General features: G+C 73.2%; 11 protein-coding genes and 1 pseudogene. 5 read left to right on the top strand and 7 right to left on the bottom strand.

Features of this window, described 5'->3' with window-relative positions:
• The 4 genes and pseudogenes from HUW36_RS11220 to HUW36_RS11205 form a co-directional block, all read right to left on the bottom strand.
• Positions 1 to 473: pseudogene (locus HUW36_RS11220) on the bottom strand (CDP-glycerol glycerophosphotransferase family protein); the annotation flags it as partial.
• A gap of 19 nt (positions 474 to 492) precedes the next feature.
• A complete protein-coding gene (locus tag HUW36_RS11215; RefSeq protein ID WP_174528088.1) occupies positions 493 to 1,992 on the bottom strand; it encodes a bifunctional cytidylyltransferase/SDR family oxidoreductase in 1,500 nt (499 codons plus the stop codon).
• A 105-nt stretch (positions 1,993 to 2,097) separates the two neighbouring features.
• On the bottom strand, positions 2,098 to 2,898 hold the full coding sequence (locus tag HUW36_RS11210; protein ID WP_174528087.1) for an ABC transporter ATP-binding protein: 801 nt from the start codon (positions 2,896 to 2,898) through the stop codon (positions 2,098 to 2,100).
• Positions 2,891 to 3,793 carry an ABC transporter permease gene (locus HUW36_RS11205; RefSeq protein WP_174528086.1) on the bottom strand — a complete coding sequence of 301 codons (903 nt, stop codon included), beginning with the start codon at positions 3,791 to 3,793 and terminating at the stop codon, positions 2,891 to 2,893. The genes HUW36_RS11210 and HUW36_RS11205 overlap by 8 nt, the downstream gene beginning before the upstream one ends.
• Before the next feature lie 153 nt (positions 3,794 to 3,946).
• Here HUW36_RS11205 and HUW36_RS11200 point away from each other — a divergent pair, with 153 nt between their 5' ends.
• The 5 genes from HUW36_RS11200 to HUW36_RS11180 all read left to right on the top strand — a co-directional run bounded on the left by HUW36_RS11200 (position 3,947) and on the right by HUW36_RS11180 (position 10,253).
• A complete protein-coding gene (locus HUW36_RS11200; protein WP_091578596.1) occupies positions 3,947 to 4,579 on the top strand; it encodes a TetR/AcrR family transcriptional regulator in 633 nt (210 codons plus the stop codon).
• A 151-nt stretch (positions 4,580 to 4,730) separates the two neighbouring features.
• A complete protein-coding gene (locus HUW36_RS11195; protein ID WP_174528085.1) occupies positions 4,731 to 5,840 on the top strand; it encodes a DegT/DnrJ/EryC1/StrS family aminotransferase in 1,110 nt (369 codons plus the stop codon).
• Positions 5,837 to 6,865 carry a Gfo/Idh/MocA family protein gene (locus tag HUW36_RS11190; RefSeq protein ID WP_174528084.1) on the top strand — a complete coding sequence of 343 codons (1,029 nt, stop codon included), beginning with the start codon at positions 5,837 to 5,839 and terminating at the stop codon, positions 6,863 to 6,865. Before HUW36_RS11195 ends, HUW36_RS11190 begins: the two co-directional genes overlap by 4 nt.
• Positions 6,862 to 8,562, top strand: coding sequence for a glycosyltransferase family protein (locus HUW36_RS11185; protein ID WP_174528083.1), 1,701 nt, complete (start codon positions 6,862 to 6,864; stop codon positions 8,560 to 8,562). The genes HUW36_RS11190 and HUW36_RS11185 overlap by 4 nt, the downstream gene beginning before the upstream one ends.
• Before the next feature lie 98 nt (positions 8,563 to 8,660).
• Positions 8,661 to 10,253: a glycosyltransferase gene (locus HUW36_RS11180; RefSeq protein ID WP_174528082.1), complete on the top strand. Its 1,593-nt coding sequence runs from the start codon at positions 8,661 to 8,663 to the stop codon at positions 10,251 to 10,253.
• Positions 10,254 to 10,317: 64 nt separating this feature from the next.
• On the opposite strand, the gene HUW36_RS11175 is transcribed toward HUW36_RS11180, so the two are convergent.
• The 3 genes from HUW36_RS11175 to wecB are packed head-to-tail and all read right to left on the bottom strand — an operon-like array spanning position 10,318 to position 14,970.
• On the bottom strand, positions 10,318 to 12,441 hold the full coding sequence (locus HUW36_RS11175) for a glycosyltransferase family 4 protein (protein WP_174528081.1): 2,124 nt from the start codon (positions 12,439 to 12,441) through the stop codon (positions 10,318 to 10,320).
• Positions 12,438 to 13,850 (bottom strand): glycosyltransferase family protein, encoded by a 1,413-nt coding sequence (locus HUW36_RS11170; protein WP_246248073.1) that lies wholly within the window; start codon positions 13,848 to 13,850, stop codon positions 12,438 to 12,440. The genes HUW36_RS11175 and HUW36_RS11170 overlap by 4 nt, the downstream gene beginning before the upstream one ends.
• Positions 13,851 to 13,884: 34 nt before the next feature.
• Positions 13,885 to 14,970 carry a non-hydrolyzing UDP-N-acetylglucosamine 2-epimerase gene (wecB, locus tag HUW36_RS11165; protein ID WP_174528080.1) on the bottom strand — a complete coding sequence of 362 codons (1,086 nt, stop codon included), beginning with the start codon at positions 14,968 to 14,970 and terminating at the stop codon, positions 13,885 to 13,887.
• Positions 14,971 to 15,480 lie beyond the last annotated feature (510 nt).

Raw genomic sequence — 15,480 nt, 5'->3', positions numbered from 1 at the left:
AGCAGCGCCGCGGCCAGCGCGAGCCAGGCCGGCAGCGTCAGCGCGGCGGCGAGCGCCACCAGGGCCAGCAGCACGAGTACGGCCTCGCCGAGCCGCGCCGCGACAAGCGGTGTCCACGTGCGGACCGGCAGGTTGGCCGCCCGGATCTCCAGCGCGCCGGCCTGGCGCAGCGGCCCGACCAGCAGTACCAGGCCGAGCAGGACGAGCGCGGTGGCCGCCAGCGCGGGGTCGAAGCCGTCGTCGAGGCGCCGGGCATAGCCGACCAGGATGCCGGCGGCGACGAGCACCGTCTCGGCGAGGCCGTCGGCGGACGGCCGGACCCGGCGCTCCCAGGCGGTGGCGGCCAGCGCGGCCACCGCCAGGGCCAGGCCCCAGCCGGTGGCGCCGGTGAGCGCCACGACGAGGAAGGCCAGCACCGCCAGCCCGGTGGTCAGCACCCGGGCGAGCAGCTTGCGAACCAGGTCACCACGCATCTGGCACGTCCTGTCGGGTTCAGGCGTCGGCGGACAGTTCGGACCGGTGCGGGCCAGGCTGGGCCGGCACGGCGGCGACCGGCTCCCCGGGGGCCCGGCGTACGTCGACCACCTGGCCGGTCAGCTCGGAGATCAGTACGTCCAGGGAGGCCTGGGCGACCGCCTCGGAGGAGAGCAGGGTGTGCTCCGGCTCCTCGCCGAACGCCCGGGTCCGCATCGGGGTGGCGGTGCGTTCCGGGTTGACGCAGTTGACCCGTACGCCGAACTCGGCCCACTCGTCGGCGAGCGCCTGGGTCAGGTTGACGAGCGCGGCCTTGGTGGCCGAGTAGAGCGCGTAGCGGGCCCGGCCCCGGGTGTAGGAGCTGGACGTGTAGAGCAGCAGCTGGCCCTTGGTCTGCTGGAGGTAGGGCAGCGACTGCCGGGCGATGGTGACCGGTCCGACGAAGTTGACGTGCAGGAGACGGTCCATCGTCTCGTCGTCCATCTCGGCCAGCGCGCCCTTCTCCAGGATGCCGGCGGTGACCACCACGTAGTCGATCCGGCCGGTCGCCTCGAACGCGGTCTTCAGCGCGGCGGCCACGTCCTCGGCGCGCTCGACGTGGGTGCCGGTGCTGGAGCGGCTGAACGGGAAGACCTGGGCGCCGTAGCGGCGGGCCAGTTCGGTGAGGTCGTGGCCGATGCCGTAGCTGCCGCCGAAGACGACAACGGTGCGGCCGGTCAGCTCCTCGGCGTAGGCGCCGTGGGTCAGCCGGGGCGCCTGGGCGGCGGCGAGCTGGAAGAGCTTGTCGGCCAGGTGCACGTCGACCGGGTGGGTGACCTTGATGTTCTCGTCCGAGCCGTCGATCACCTTGATCGGCGTGCCGGGCAGGTAGCGCAGCACCACGCCGCAGTCGTCGGTGGCGGCGAAGTCGGGGTCGCCCTCGGCCCGCCGGTACGCCTCGCGGATGGTGCCGGAGCGGAACGCCTGCGGGGTCTGGCCGCGGCGCAGGCGGGACCGGACCGGGATGTCGGTGATGCAGTCGTCCGCGTCGACCTGGATGATCGTGTCGGCGGACGGGATGGCCACGTCGACCGCGGAGTAGGACCAGAGCGCGTTCACGCACTCGCGCACGATCCGGGCGCTGACCAGCGGGCGGACCGCGTCGTGGAAGAGGATGTTGACGTCGCCCTCGCCGACCGCGTCGAGCGCGATCCGGGTGGTGTCGTTGCGGGTCTCCCCGCCCTCGATCACCTTGGTGACCTTGCGGAAGCCGGCGTCGGCGACGATCCGCTCGGCGTCGCCCACGTGGCCGGTGGCCATCAACACGACGATCTCGTCGATCTCCGGCGCGGCCTCGAAGACGGCGAGCGTGTGCTCGATGATCGGCTTGCCGGCGATCTTCAGCAGCTGCTTGGGGATGCCCAGGCCGAGGCGGGTGCCGGTGCCCCCGGCGAGGATCACGGCCACCGTACGCGTGGGGCGCCAGGGTGCCGGGCTCGCCGGCGCGGCGTCCGGTGCGGTGGTGTGGTCCTGCGTCATTGCCGTACCTCACTCTGGGTGAAAGGCGGATGGATCCGAAAACCTTAACGCGTACGACGGAGCGCACCGCTCGGGCGGGAACCCGGGGCGGTGCGCTCCGTCCGGCTACTTCTGGTTCTCGTACGCGTCGCAGACCTCCTTGGTGGGGCCGTCCATCTTCAGGACGCCGCTCTCCAGCCAGATGGTCCGCTCGCAGGTGTCCCGGATCGAGCCGATCGAGTGGCTGACCAGGAAGACCGTGCCGGCGCTGTCGCGCAGCTCGCGGACCCGCTGCTCGCTGCGGGCGCGGAACTTGCGGTCACCGGTGGCCAGGGCCTCGTCGATGAGCAGCACGTCGTGCTTCTTCGCCGAGGAGATGGCGAAGCGCAGCCGGGCGCCCATGCCGGAGGAGTAGGTGCGCATCGGCAGCGAGGCGAAGTCGCCCCGCTCGTTGATCCCGGAGAACTCGATGATCTCCGGCGCGATCCGCTTGACCTCGTCCGGGTGCATGCCCATGGCCAGGCAGCCGAGCACCACGTTGCGCTCACCGGAGAGGTCGTTGAGCAGCGCGGCGTTCACGCCGAGCAGGGATGGCTGGCCCTGGGTGTAGACCGCGCCGCGGGCCGGCGGGAGCAGGCCGGCGATGGCCCGCAGCAGGGTCGACTTGCCGGAGCCGTTGCTGCCGATCAGGCCGATCGCCTCACCCTCGTACGCGGTGAAGCTGACGCCCTTGACCGCGTGCACCTCGCGGATGTTCGGGGCCTTGGAGCGGGAGACGATCCGCTTGAGTGCGGTGACCGGGGAGGTGCCGCCGGTCGCGCCCTTGTGGATCCGGTAGATCACGTGCACGTCGTCCACCACCACGGTGGGTACGCGGCCCGAGTCGGTCACCGGGCCGGCGTTCAGCGGCAGGGTCTGCTCAGCCACGGCCGTACTCCTTCTCTCCACGCCAGAAGTAGACGAACCCGCCGACGCCCATGACGACCGCCCAGAACAGGCCGAGCGCCCAGAGTCGCATCGGGGAACTCACCAGGTTGGCCTGGTGCGAGTCGAGCAGCGCGTAGCGGGCCAGCTCGATGAAGACCAGCGGCGGGTTCCACTCCAGGATGCTGGCCGCCCAACCGGGCAGGTGCTCGCGCAGCAGCGCCACCGGGTAGAGCACGCCGGAGGCGTACAGCCAGGTGCGCATGACGAACGGCATGATCTGCTTGAGGTCGGTGACCTTGGAGCCGAGGCGGGCCATGACCATGCTCAGCCCGACGTTGAAGATCGTCTGGAGCAGCAGCATCAGGGGCAGCAGCAGCCAGCGGAACGTGATCGGCTCGCCGGTGAACAGCACGATCGCGGCCAGCACCACCATCGACATGAGCAGCTGCTGGAGCTGCACCAGGGTGACCGTGATCGGCAGCGCGGCCCGGGGGAACTGGAGCGCCCGGATCAGGCCCAGGTTGCCGGTGATGGCGCTGGTGCCGTTGGACGCCGCGGTCTGGGTGAACATGAAGATGAACACACCGGTGCACAGGTACGCGATGAAGTTGTCCACGTTCCGGTGCTGGGCCAGGATCACGCCGAAGATCAGGAAGTAGACCGCCGCGTTGGTCAGCGGCGTCAGCACCTGCCAGAGCTGGCCGAGCTGGGTGTTGCTCAGCGAGGAGGCGACCTTCGCCCGCGAGTACGCGGTCATGAAGTGCCGGTACGCCCACAACCGGCGGGCGTACTCGCCCAGGGAGGGTCGTTCCCCGGCCACCCGGAGCCCGTACCGCTGGGCCAGTTGGGCCCGGGTCAGTCCGGATTCGGGGTCGGCCACCGCGGTGTTGGCCATGATCAGGCGCTCCGATCTTTCGTGCTGATGGGGAGCATTGCGGTGAAGACATCCAGCGTGGCCGGGCGGGAGGAGCCCCCTCGCTGCTGCATGGAAGGTAGTCCACCGAACGTCGGGACGCAACCGTACCGTCGTTGCGCTACATTGTCCCACGTGACGACCGAGAAGAGGCGTGCCCCGGCCGGCGCGGCGGTGCTGCGCGGGGAGATCACCAGTGCCATCCGCGCCGCGGTGATGCAGGAGTTGGCCGAGGTCGGCTACGGCCGCCTCTCCATCGAGGCGGTGGCCCGCCGGGCCGGTGTGAGCAAGACTGCCATCTACCGCCGCTGGCGTTCCAAGCTCGACCTGGTGCTGGACATGGTCTCGGCGGTGGCGGGCCGGAACATCCCGCTGCTGGACACCGGCAGCCTGCTCGGTGACCTGGAGATCCTGCTGCACGTGATGGCGCGTGCGCTGCGTCACCGGCTGGCCGCGCAGATCATCCCGGACCTGCTGGCCGAGGCGGCCCGCAACCCGCAGATCGCCGAGAAGCTCCAGGCCGCGCTGGACGACTACCAGCAGGCCGTGGGGCGGATCCTGATCGGTCGGGCGGTGGAGCGCGGCGAGCTGTCCCCGGACACCGACCGGCGGGTCGCGGTCGACCTCATCGTCGGCCCGGTCTACTGGCGGATGGCGATCTCCCGGGCCCCGCTGGAGCCCACGGAGGTGCCGCGCATGGCCGCCGCGATCGTCGCCGCGCTGCGGGTAGCATGCGTGGGGCCTGTCCGCGACGGGGTGGAAGTGTGACCCCGGCGCCCGCCGACGGGAGCGCCCGTCGATCATGAACAGCGCACGACATCCGGCCGGACAATGGCCGCGATCAACCGGTTTTCATCGCAAACCGCTACCATCCCCCAACGTCCCCCACATGAGTCACGCGTCGACAGGAGGAAGCCCCATGGTCGGGCCGCATCCAGAGTTCATTCCCCCAGCACGACCGATCATCGGCGAGGCCGAGATCGAGGCGGCTGTCCGGGTGCTGCGGAGCGGCCGGGTCGTGCAGGGCCCGGAGGTCGCGGCGTTCGAGGAGGAGTTCGGTGACCTGGTCGCCGGCCGGCACTGCGTCGCCGTCAACTCCGGCACCTCGGCCCTGCAGCTCACGCTGATGGCGCTCGGCTTCGGCCCGGGCGACGAGGTCATCGTGCCCTCGTTCTCCTTCGCCGCCAGCGGCAACGCGGTCCGGCTGGTCGGCGCCGAGCCGGTCTTCGTGGACATCGAGCCGGGCAGCTTCTGCGTCGACCCGGAGGCGGTCGCCGCCGCGATCACCCCGAAGACCGTCGCCATCATGCCGGTGCACCTCTACGGTCACCCGGCCGCGATGGACCGGATCATGGCGATCGCACAGCAGCACGGCCTGGCCGTCGTCGAGGACGCCGCCCAGGCGCACGGCGCCGAGCTGAACGGCACCCCGGTCGGTGCCTTCGGCACCGCCGGCTGCTTCAGCTTCTACCCGACCAAGAACATGCACTCCCTCGAGGGCGGCATGATCACCACCGCCGACGCGGACCTCGCCCGTACCCTGCGGCTGCTGCGCAACCAGGGCATGGAGCAGCGGTACGCCAACGAGATCGTCGGCGCCAACATGCGGATGACCGACGTCGCCGCCGCCATCGGCCGGGTGCAGCTCGGCCAGCTCGCCGGCTGGACCGAGCAGCGGCGCGCCAACGCCAAGTTCCTCGACTCGGCGATCACCGGCATGGTCACCCCGCCGGTCGCCGACGGTGCGAAGCACGTCTACCACCAGTACACGGTGCGGGTGCAGGGCGACCGGGACGCCGCCCAGGCCCGCCTCACCGAGCTGGGCATCGGCAACGCGGTCTACTACCCGACCCCGATCCACCGGCTCAAGCCCTACCTCACCGAGGCCGGTACGCCGGGCCCGTGGGACCTGCCGGAGACCGAGCGGGCCGCCGCCGAGGTGGTCTCGCTGCCGGTGCACCCGTCGCTGACCCAGGCCGAGCTGGAGCGGATCGCCGACGGCGCGAACCTCGCGGGCGGTGCCCGATGAGCGGGGGGCGCAAGCTGCGGGCCGGTCTGATCGGCCTCGGCGCGATGGGCCGCAACCACGCCCGCGTGCTGTCCAACCTCGACGGCGTCGAGCTGGTCGGCGTGGTCGACCCGGCCGGCGACGTCACCGGCACGCTGCGCGCGCCGGTCGTACCCGAGCTGAGCGACCTGCTGGCGCTGGGCGTCGACTACGCGGTGGTCGCCTGCCCGACCGCGCTGCACGAGTCGATCGGCCTGGAGCTGGCCGCCAACGGCGTGTGCGCGCTGATCGAGAAGCCGCTGGCCCAGTCGGTCGAGGCGGCCACCAAGCTGGTGGAGGCGTTCGAGACCGCCGGGCTGGTCGCCGGCGTCGGTCACATCGAGCGCTACAACCCGGCGTTGCAGAGCCTGCGGACCCGGCTGGAGGCCGGCGAGCTGGGCGAGGTCTTCCAGGTGGTCACCCGCCGCCAGGGCCCGTTCCCGCACCGCATCGCCGACGTCGGCGTGGTGATGGACCTGGCCACCCACGACATCGACCTGACCGCGTGGGTGACCGGCCGGGACTACACCTCGGTCGCCGCCCGCACCGTCTCGCGCAGCGGCCGGCTGCACGAGGACATGGTCGCCGTGGTCGGTCAGCTCTCCGACGGCACGATGGTCAACCACCTGGTCAACTGGCTGAGCCCGCTCAAGGAGCGGTCCACCGTGGTCACCGGTGACAAGGGTTGCTTCATCGCCGACACGCTCACCGCGGACCTCACCTTCTACGCCAACGCCGCCATCGACACCGAGTGGGAGGCGCTGCGCGCGTTCCGCGGCGTGGCCGAGGGCGACATGGTCCGCTACGCCATCCCGAAGCGGGAGCCGCTGCTGGTCGAGCACGAGCGCTTCCGGGACGCGGTGGAGGGCAAGCAGAGCGACATCGTCACCCTGCGACAGGGCCTGCGTACCGTGCAGGTGGCGGCGGCGCTGCTGGAGTCGGCCTCCGACGGCAAGGTCGTGTCCGTCGCGGCCAGTGGCAGCGACGCGGAGCCGGCACTGCGATGAGCCCGGCGCCGGTGCGGCGGACGGTCTCGGCGGTGCGGCGGCGGATCCCCCGGCGGTGGCGCATCGCGCTCCGCCGGGCCGCCGCCGGCGCCCGGCCCTTCCAGACCCCTTCGGTACGGGAGCTGTGTGAGCTTCCCGCCGGTACGCCCCTGCTGGTGCACGCCGGCGGGATCGCGGGTGACCGGGCGCTGGACGGTGTGGTCCGCGCCCTGGCCCGGTTGCCCGAGTTCCACCTCGCGCTGGTCTGCGCGGAGGCGGAGCGGGCCGCGGTGCGGGAACTCGTCGGCCGGGCCGGCAAGGCCCGGCGCCGGGTGCACGAGGTGCCCCGTCCCCGGGCGGTGACGCCCGGGTTCCTGGCTTCGGCCGACGTCGCCGTGTTCGGGTTCGACCCCGAGGGCGGCCTGGCGTCGCTCGACGTCTACCTGGCGGCCGGGCTGCGGATCGTCGCGCCGGACAACCGGGTGGTCCGCGACCACCTGGCCCCGCACCACGTCGGCGACTTCTACGCCCCCGGCTCGGTGCCCTCCTTCGCCAAGGCGGTAGAGCGGGCCTGGCAGCGTGGGACCGAGACCCCGGCCGAGTCGGCCGAGCCGGACGCACCGGCGGAGCCGGGTGTCGCACCGGTCGAGGCCGGCACCCCCGGCGCCTGGCGGGCGCTGGGCGCCGGTCCGGTCCGGCTCGGCCTCGGCACGGCGAACTACGCCGGGCAGCTCTCCGCCCTGGCGGCGGCGATCAGTGCCGCGCGCCCCGACGTCGGCATCGAACTGGTGGTGGCCAAGCCGCCGGCCACCTACCGGTACCCGGCCGACCGTTACCTGCACTTCCCCGCCGAACACCGGCTCGACGTGCAGATGGCGCAGGCCCGCCGGGTGCTCGGCTGGTACACCCACCTGATCGTGGACGCGTTCCGTCCGGTGCTCGGCCGGCTCAACGGCGACGACGTCGCGGGGGACCTGCCCGCGCTGCGTCGAGCCCGGATCAAGGTCGCCCTGCTCGCCCACGGCAGCGAGATCCGGCACCCGGGCGCCCACCTGGAACGGCACGCCGAGTCCGCCTTCCGGGACGCCCCGGAGGAGCTGCGGGAGCGGCTCACCACGGTCTGCGAGCGCAACCGGCGCACCGCCGAGGAGAGCGGCCTGCCGCTCTTCGTCACCACGCCCGACCTGCTGGACGACGTGCCGTTCGCCACCTGGGCGCCGCTCGTCGTCGACGTGGACGGCTGGGCCTGCGACCGGCAGGTGATGGAGCGGGCCCGACCGGTGGTGCTGCACGCCCCGTCCAACAGGTGGACCAAGGGCACCGACCGCCTCCTGCCCCAGTTGCAGGAGCTGCACGACCGACGGATCATCGAACTGCGCCTGGTGGAGGGTCTGCCGCACCGCGAGATGCGCCGCCTGGTGCAGGACTGCGACATCGTGGTCGACCAACTGGTGATGGGCAGCTACGGCACGTTCTCCTGCGAGGGCATGGCCGCCGGCAAGGTCGTGGTGGCATACCTCAGCGAGGGGCCGCACCGGGTGGCCGGGGTCCGGCCGCCGATCGCCAACGCCACGCCCAGCACGCTGGTCAAGACCATCGAGTCGCTGCTCGACGACCGGCCCGCCGCGGTCACCCTCGCCGCGGAGGGCCTGCGGTACGTCCGTGACCACCACGACGGCCGGCGGACCGCCGAGGTCTTCGACGCCTTCCTCCGGTGACCCGCCGACCGCCCGCGCCACACCCCGTCAACGAGGAGAAGCACCCGATGCAAGCTGTCCCACGTAGCGATGCCCGACCGACCCGGGGACGGGTGGTGATGCTGGTCGACAACGGGGTCCACGGCGACTCCCGGGTGCAGAAGGCGGCCCGGTCGGCCGCCGAGGCCGGCTGGGAGGTGATCCTGGTCGGCATCCTCAAGGGCGCCGCCACCGAGGACAGCTGGCGCATCGGGGACGCCGAGGTACGCCTGATCCGGATGCCCCGGCGACTGACCCACCCGGTCGCCCACCGGCGCGCGCTGCTGCGCCGCCCGCTGGCGTACAAGCCGGGACCGGACGCCAAGCGGCGGCTGAACAAGCTCAAGGCCCGGCGCGACGACCTCAACTTCCGGCTCTCCGAGATCAAGGTGAACCGGGAGGCCGGCGCTCCGCGCTGGGCCGAACTGGCCGGCAAGGCCCGGCTGGCCGCGCCCTACCTGGTCAACAAGGCCGCCTTCAAGTGGGTCAAGCTCCGCACCGCCGAGCTGCGGCGGCTCCAGGAGAGCCAGCAGGACCCGAACTCCCGGATCGACCGGGCGGCGCTGCGCTTCTGGCAGCGCGTGCACGGGGACCGGGCCTGGCGCCGCCTCGACCCGGAGCTGTGGGACTTCGAGCTGGCCTTCGCCCCGGTGGTGGACGAGCTGCGGCCGGACCTGATCCACGCGCACGACTTCCGGATGCTCGGGGTGGGCGCGCGGGCGGTCATGCGGGCGCGGGCCGGGGGCCGGGACGTGAAGCTGCTCTGGGACGCGCACGAGTTCGTCCCCGGCATCATCGGCCGGCCCACCAACCTGCGGTGGCTGCCCGCCCAGGTGGCCTACGTGCGCGAGCACGCGCCGTACGCCGACGCGGTCGTCACCGTCTCGTCGACCCTGGCCGACCTGCTGCGTACCACCCACGACCTGCCCGAGCAGCCGGCCGTGGTGCTGAACGCCCCGCCGCGGGCGCTCACCGCGGAGCAGCGGGCCACCCCGGTGCCCGACATCCGGGCGATGTGCGGGATCGACGCGGCCACCCCGCTGCTGGTCTACTGCGGCGGCATCAACCCGTCGCGGGGCGTGGACATCATGGTCCGGGCGCTCACCCGGCTCCCCGAGGCGCACGTCGCGCTGGTGTCGGTGCACCCCAACGGCAAGGCCCCGATCATGTACGAGCTGGAGGAACTCGCCGCCGAGCTGGGCGTGGCCGACCGCCTGCACCTGCTGCCGTACGTGCCGCACTGGCAGGTCTCCGCGTTCGTCGCCCCGGCGGATCTGGGCGTCATCCCGATCCACCACAAGCCGAACCACGAGATCGCCCTGATCACCAAGTTCTTCGAGTACGCGCACGGCGGACTGCCGATGGTGGTCAGCGACGTGCGGACCATGGCCGAGGCGACCCGGGCCACCGGGCACGGGGAGGTCTTCCGGGCCGAGGACCTGGACGACTACGTGCGGGCGGTGCGGACGGTGCTGGCCGACCCGGAGAAGTACCGGGCCGCGTACGACCGGCCGGGCGTGTTGGAGCAGTGGACCTGGGAGGCGCAGGCCCGGGTGATGGACGAGGTCTACACCCGGCTGCTGCCGAACCACCCCGGACCGGTCGCGCCGGTGACGACCGGAGCCGGCACGCCCGTCGTGCCGGAGCAGCGGGCCACCGTGCCGGTGCGCTGACCCGACGCACAGCCGACGAGGGGCCCGACCGATCCGGCCGGGCCCCTCGTCGTGTTCGCGGTGCTCAGTCGCCCAGCAGCAGCCGGTCGTAGTCGGCCCGGGTGACGCTCCAGTCCCAGGTCTTCAGCACGTGCTCCGAGGCCGCCCGGCCGGCCTCCGCCCACGCCTGCTCGGTGGCGGTGACGGCCAGGATCCGCTCCGCCGCCTCGGCCGGGGAACCGACCATCCAGTCGGCGGGGAAGAGGGTACGGGCACCGTGCGGCTTGCCGGCGAAGAAGGGCCAGTCCCGCACCACCGGCACCGCGCCGCTGGCCGCGCCCTCCACCAGGCCGCAGTGGAAGCTCTCCCGCACCGAGGTGCTGAGGATGACGCCGACCTCCTGGAGCGCCGCCGGCACGTCGTCGGTCTGCCCGTAGCGCCGGACCGCGCCGAGCGGCTCCAGCTCGGCCAGGTCCTTGGCCAGCAGCCGGCCGTAGTCCTTGGCCGGCTTGCTGGTCCGGTTGTTGAAGTTGCTGCCGATGAGCGTCAGGTTGTAGCGCTCGTCGTGCTCCCGCAGCTTCCGCAGCACGTCGATCGCCCAGCGTGGGTCCTTGGCCACCGAGCTGAACCCGACCAGGCCCAGGGTGAACCGGGCGTCGGCCGGCTTGGCCCGGGGATAGCGCTGGAGGTCCATCGCGTTGTCGACCACCCACAGCCGGGGCGCCGCCGCACCGGCGAGCTGCGGCAGCACGGCGGTGGACAGGTCCTTCAGGTGCTCGGAGACGAACACGACGTCGTCGACCCGGGAGAAGTCCACCAGGTGCGGCCAGAAGTTGAACGCCTCGAAGCTGTGCAGCCGGACGATGATCCTGGCCGTCCCCGGGTCGTGCAGCGTGAACAGCGCGGCGGTGGCCTGGCACCAGTCGACGAAGACCGTGTCCGCCCAGTCCAGGTGCGGTCGCAGCCACTCCTCGATCTTGGCGCCGTAGGACGACTCGGCGCCCAGCAGGTGCTCCATCACGGTGCTGCCGCTGAGCGCCAGCGGCCTGGTCGCCGGGTCCTCGTAGAGGTCCAGGAAGCGGACCTCGACGTTCGGCATCGCCCGGTAGCGCTCCAGGATCTCCTGGAGGAAGTTGTCGTTGATCAGCGTGGTGACCAGCAGCCGCAGCGGCCGGTCGGTCGGCGCGGGGGCGGCCGGCGCGAGCCGGCCCCGGGGCTCGGACAGCTTCCGCGCCGCCGCGCTGTCCCGGAACGGGGCCAGGAACGCGCCCGGGTCGTCGCTCATCGGCGAGGAGAGCCGGTCGAAGTGCAGCACCCGGTTCGACGCCAGGCTCCACGCCCGCGACACCGCCGCGGCGGCCTTCTTCGGGTCCTTGGCCAGCCGGGCGTCGGCCAGCGCCAGCTGGGCGCGGATCGCCTCGTGCAGGCCGGACGGCACGTGCCCGAGGGCCAGCTCGGCCTGTGCGGCCTTGGTCAGCACGTCCGCCCGGGTGGCGGCGCTGCTGATCCGGCTGACCGCGGCCGAGGCGGTACGGGCGGCGACCGCCGGCCGGCCGGCCTTGACCGCGCTGTCGTGCAACCGCACCGCGAGCTTGCTGCGCAGCCGGTCCGGCACCCGGGGCGCGGCCACCGCGCGGGACCAGAACCAGGCGCCCGCCGGGTTGCCCATGATCCGCTGGCCGGTCGCCTTCTGCACGGTCGTGCGCACGGTCTCCACCGCGGCCCGCTTGGCACCCCGGGTGCCGATGCCGGCCACCGCGGTCATCTGCCGCTCAAGCCGCTTGCCGACCGGCTCGGTGCGGGGCGCGTCGAGGGCCCGCTGGGCCGGCACGAGACCGTAGTGGGCGCCGGCCCGGGTGTTGCGCTGGGCCATCTCCCAGACGGTGTGCACCGACCGGGGGTCGAGCGCCACCAGCAGGTCGGCGGCGCGGTAGCGCTGCCGCAGCCAGGCGTGGCGCTGGGCGTGCAGCCACAGCTTGCGGTTGGCCTCGGCCCGGCCGAGCGCGCGGCGCAGTCGGGCGTCCCGCTTCTCGGCCGGTACGACGAACGAACGCACCTCCGCCAGCGCCGGGTCGATCGGCAGGTCCGCCGCGTCGAAGAAGCAGGCCACGGTGACGCGGGCGCCCCGGCTGCGGAAGCGCTCCAGCGCCTCGATCAGCACGGCCGGCTGCTTCGGCGCGGCGGCGGCCACGATGAGCACGGTGGTCACGGTCGGACGTCTCCCGTCGCGGAGGTGGTGGCCGGGGCGGCCGGGCCGGCGCCGGTCGGCCGGACGAGTTCGGTGAGCTGGTGGACCGCCGGGGCGAGCACGGCCGGCCGGGCGAAGCGGCGGGCCAGGTCGCGGGCGGCCGCCCGGTCGGCGTCGGTCGCCTTCACGGCCAGCCGGGCCGCCTCGGTGAAGGAGTGCGCGAGCCGGTGCGGGTCGAGCCCGACCGCCCCGGTCCAGAGCGGGTGACCGGCGAGCACGTTGCTGGCGTCGTGGTCGACGTCGTGGGCGGAGAGCACGGGCAGGCCGCTGGCCATGAACTCGTACACCTTGCCGGAGGTGACGTAGCGGCCGCCGACCAGCATCAGCACCAGCGCGTCCCAGGAGCCGTACGTCGCGGCCAGCTCCGCCTTGGGCACCGGGCCGCCGAAGCTGACCCCGTCGACGGCGGCCTCCTTGAGCAGGTCCATGTGCCGGTTGGCCTCGCGCGCCGCGCCGGCGCCGATGTGCCCGCGCACCTCGAAGCGGGAGCGGGCCAGCAGCGGGTCGTCCCGGCGCGCGATGCGCCAGGCGTCCAGCACCGACTCCAGGAACGCCGGACTGAAGTTGACCGAACCGAGGTAGCCGAAGGTCAGCCCGGCCGCCGGGTCGGGCGACCGGCCGGAGATGTCGGGGAGGCTGTCCTCGTCGTAGCCGTTGCGGACCACGTGCACCCGGTCCGCCAGGTGCGGGTAGCGCTCGCGGTAGAACCCGGCGATCGGGTCGTTGACGCACCACACCGCCAGAGCCTGCTCCAGGACGGTGGACTCCCACCGGCCGGAGACCGACTCGCGGGTGAACGCCTCGCCACCGCCGATCACGTCCAGCGACCAGCCGTCCCGGAAGTCGACCGCGTAGGGGACCTGGTGCTCCTCCCACAGCTTCCAGGTGGCCGCCAGGTTGACGTACGGGGCGCAGGAGGCGAGCAGCAGGTCGGCGGGGTGCTCGCGGTGCAGCCGCAGCACCGCCTTCTCCAGCTCGTAGCGCCAGCCGCCGAAGACCGGCTCGGGGAAGGCCTTCTGCTCGCGCTTGCGCAGCCGCTTGATCCAGCCGGCCGGGTCCAGCGAGCGTTCCTCGGTGAACGCCCGGATGTCGGTCTCCAGGTCCTCCCGGATCAGCGGCAGCTCGACCACCCGCACCCGCGGGTCGACCTTCTCCGACAGCGTGTGGTCCAGGCCGTACTCCCGCTCCCACGCCTGCTGGCAGATGGTGACGACGGTGACGTCCCAGCCCTGGGCGACGAACTGGTTCGCCGTCTCCCGCAGCCGGTAGGCGCTGCTCTTCGCCGCCGGCGGGAAGCCGATCGCCAGGTAGATGGCGTGCGGTCGCTTCCCGCCGCCGGAACGGGGGAGCGGGACGGTGCGGTTGCTCATCGCGGACAGCCGATCGTGAGGAGGGGGCGCGTCGTCATGCCAGGTGCCGTCGCAGCGTCTCGGCGACCCGCCGGGCCGCGCGGCCGTCGCCGTACGGGAGTCCCCGGGGCGCCTGCGGCGCGGGCCGGGTCGCCGTGGCGGCCCACCGCTCGCCCAGCTCGCGCGGGTCCGGGACGAGCACGTTCCAGCCGTCGGCCAGCGTCTCGACCCACTCCGTCTCGGTGCGCAGCGTGGTGCACGGGCGGTCCAGGAGGTAGGCCTCCTTCTGCAGGCCACCGGAGTCGGTGACCACACCGACGGAGCCGACCACCGCGGCGACCATGGCGGCGTACGGCAGCGGGCGGCCGGCGTGCAGCGCGCCCCGGGTCAGCTTCAGCCCGTGCTGCTCGGCCCGGGCCACCAGCCGGGGGTGGGCCAGCAGCGCGACCGGCACCGGCAGGCCGGCGAGCGCGTCGAGGAGCGTGGCCAGCCGCTGCGGGTCGTCGGTGTTCTCCGCGCGGTGCAGCGTGGCCAGCAGGTACGGCGCGTCGGGGTCGATCCCGTCGGGCAGTGCCGGCCGGGGCTGCCCGCCGCGGGCGACGTCGTCGCGGACCCGCAGGCAGACGTCGACCATGACGTCGCCGACCAGTTCGGTCCGGGCGGCCAGGCCCTCGGTGGCCAGGTGCCGGACGGCCTCCTCGGTGGGGGCGAGCAGCAGGTCGGCGGCGTGGTCGGTGAGCACCCGGTTGTGCTCCTCCGGCATCCGCCGGTTGAACGAGCGCAGGCCGGCCTCCAGGTGGGCCACCCGCAGGTGCTGCTTGACCGCGGACAGCGTGCCGGCCAGGGTCGAGTTGGTGTCGCCGTAGACCAGGACCCAGTCCGGGCGCTCGGCGGCCAGCACCGGGTCGAGCGCGGCCAGCGTGTTGCCGGTCTGGACGCCGTGGCTGCCGGAGCCGATCCCCAGGTGCACGTCCGGGTCGGGGATGCCGAGGCCGGAGAAGAAGACGTCGGACAGGTCGGCGTCGTAGTGCTGGCCGGTGTGCACGATCACGTGCTCGCACCCGTCCTCGGCGAAGGCCGCCGCGATGGGCGCCAGCTTCACCAACTGCGGTCGGGCGCCGACGATGCTGACGACCTTCACACGTGACTCCTCGTGATCTGCGACGGATCTCCGGTGCGGACCGGGCGTCGCCCGGCTCGGGGCGACGGCCACCTCGCCCCCGGCCTCGTGGCCGGGTCGGTGCCCGCGGGCCCTAGGAATAGTAGTGCCCCACCCGGACCCGGACGACGATCGCGGGCGCGGGCGGTTCGCGACGGTGGTCGGCGCCACCCCCGGGGACCGGACGTCCCGGTCCGGACGGGGAGCCCGCCGACCAGCGGCGTGGAACGGGACACGGGGCACAACCCTAACCGAACGTGTCCGCGGGTCCGGCCCCGCGGCCCGCGTCGGTGGGCGAGCCTGCCCCGGAGCCGCCGCCCGGCTTGCGTACACTACGGCGCCATGACCGCCCCGGGGCCCGACATCCGTACCCGCACCGCCGACGAGGGGAAGCCGGTGGCCGACGCCACCGACGAGACCTCGCCGCGGTCGACACCACCGGCCGAGCGGCCGGCCGACGGCGAGGCCCCGGAGCGGCCGACGTCGACGCCC

This window comes from Micromonospora maritima, from assembly GCF_902825405.1.
Classification (GTDB): domain Bacteria; phylum Actinomycetota; class Actinomycetes; order Mycobacteriales; family Micromonosporaceae; genus Micromonospora; species Micromonospora maritima.
Note: the sequence above shows the minus strand (reverse complement) of the source record. Positions and strands in the feature narration are given on the sequence as shown.

What these genes read in the sequence shown, in the direction of transcription:
- HUW36_RS11215 (WP_174528088.1), bottom strand. Translation starts at nt 1,992, where the DNA reads ATGACGCAGGACCACACCACCGCACCGGACGCCGCGCCGGCGAGCCCG.
- HUW36_RS11205 (WP_174528086.1), bottom strand. Translation starts at nt 3,793, where the DNA reads ATGGCCAACACCGCGGTGGCCGACCCCGAATCCGGACTGACCCGGGCC.
- HUW36_RS11195 (WP_174528085.1), top strand. Translation starts at nt 4,731, where the DNA reads ATGGTCGGGCCGCATCCAGAGTTCATTCCCCCAGCACGACCGATCATC.
- HUW36_RS11190 (WP_174528084.1), top strand. Translation starts at nt 5,837, where the DNA reads ATGAGCGGGGGGCGCAAGCTGCGGGCCGGTCTGATCGGCCTCGGCGCG.
- HUW36_RS11185 (WP_174528083.1), top strand. Translation starts at nt 6,862, where the DNA reads ATGAGCCCGGCGCCGGTGCGGCGGACGGTCTCGGCGGTGCGGCGGCGG.
- HUW36_RS11180 (WP_174528082.1), top strand. Translation starts at nt 8,661, where the DNA reads ATGCTGGTCGACAACGGGGTCCACGGCGACTCCCGGGTGCAGAAGGCG.
- HUW36_RS11170 (WP_246248073.1), bottom strand. Translation starts at nt 13,850, where the DNA reads ATGAGCAACCGCACCGTCCCGCTCCCCCGTTCCGGCGGCGGGAAGCGA.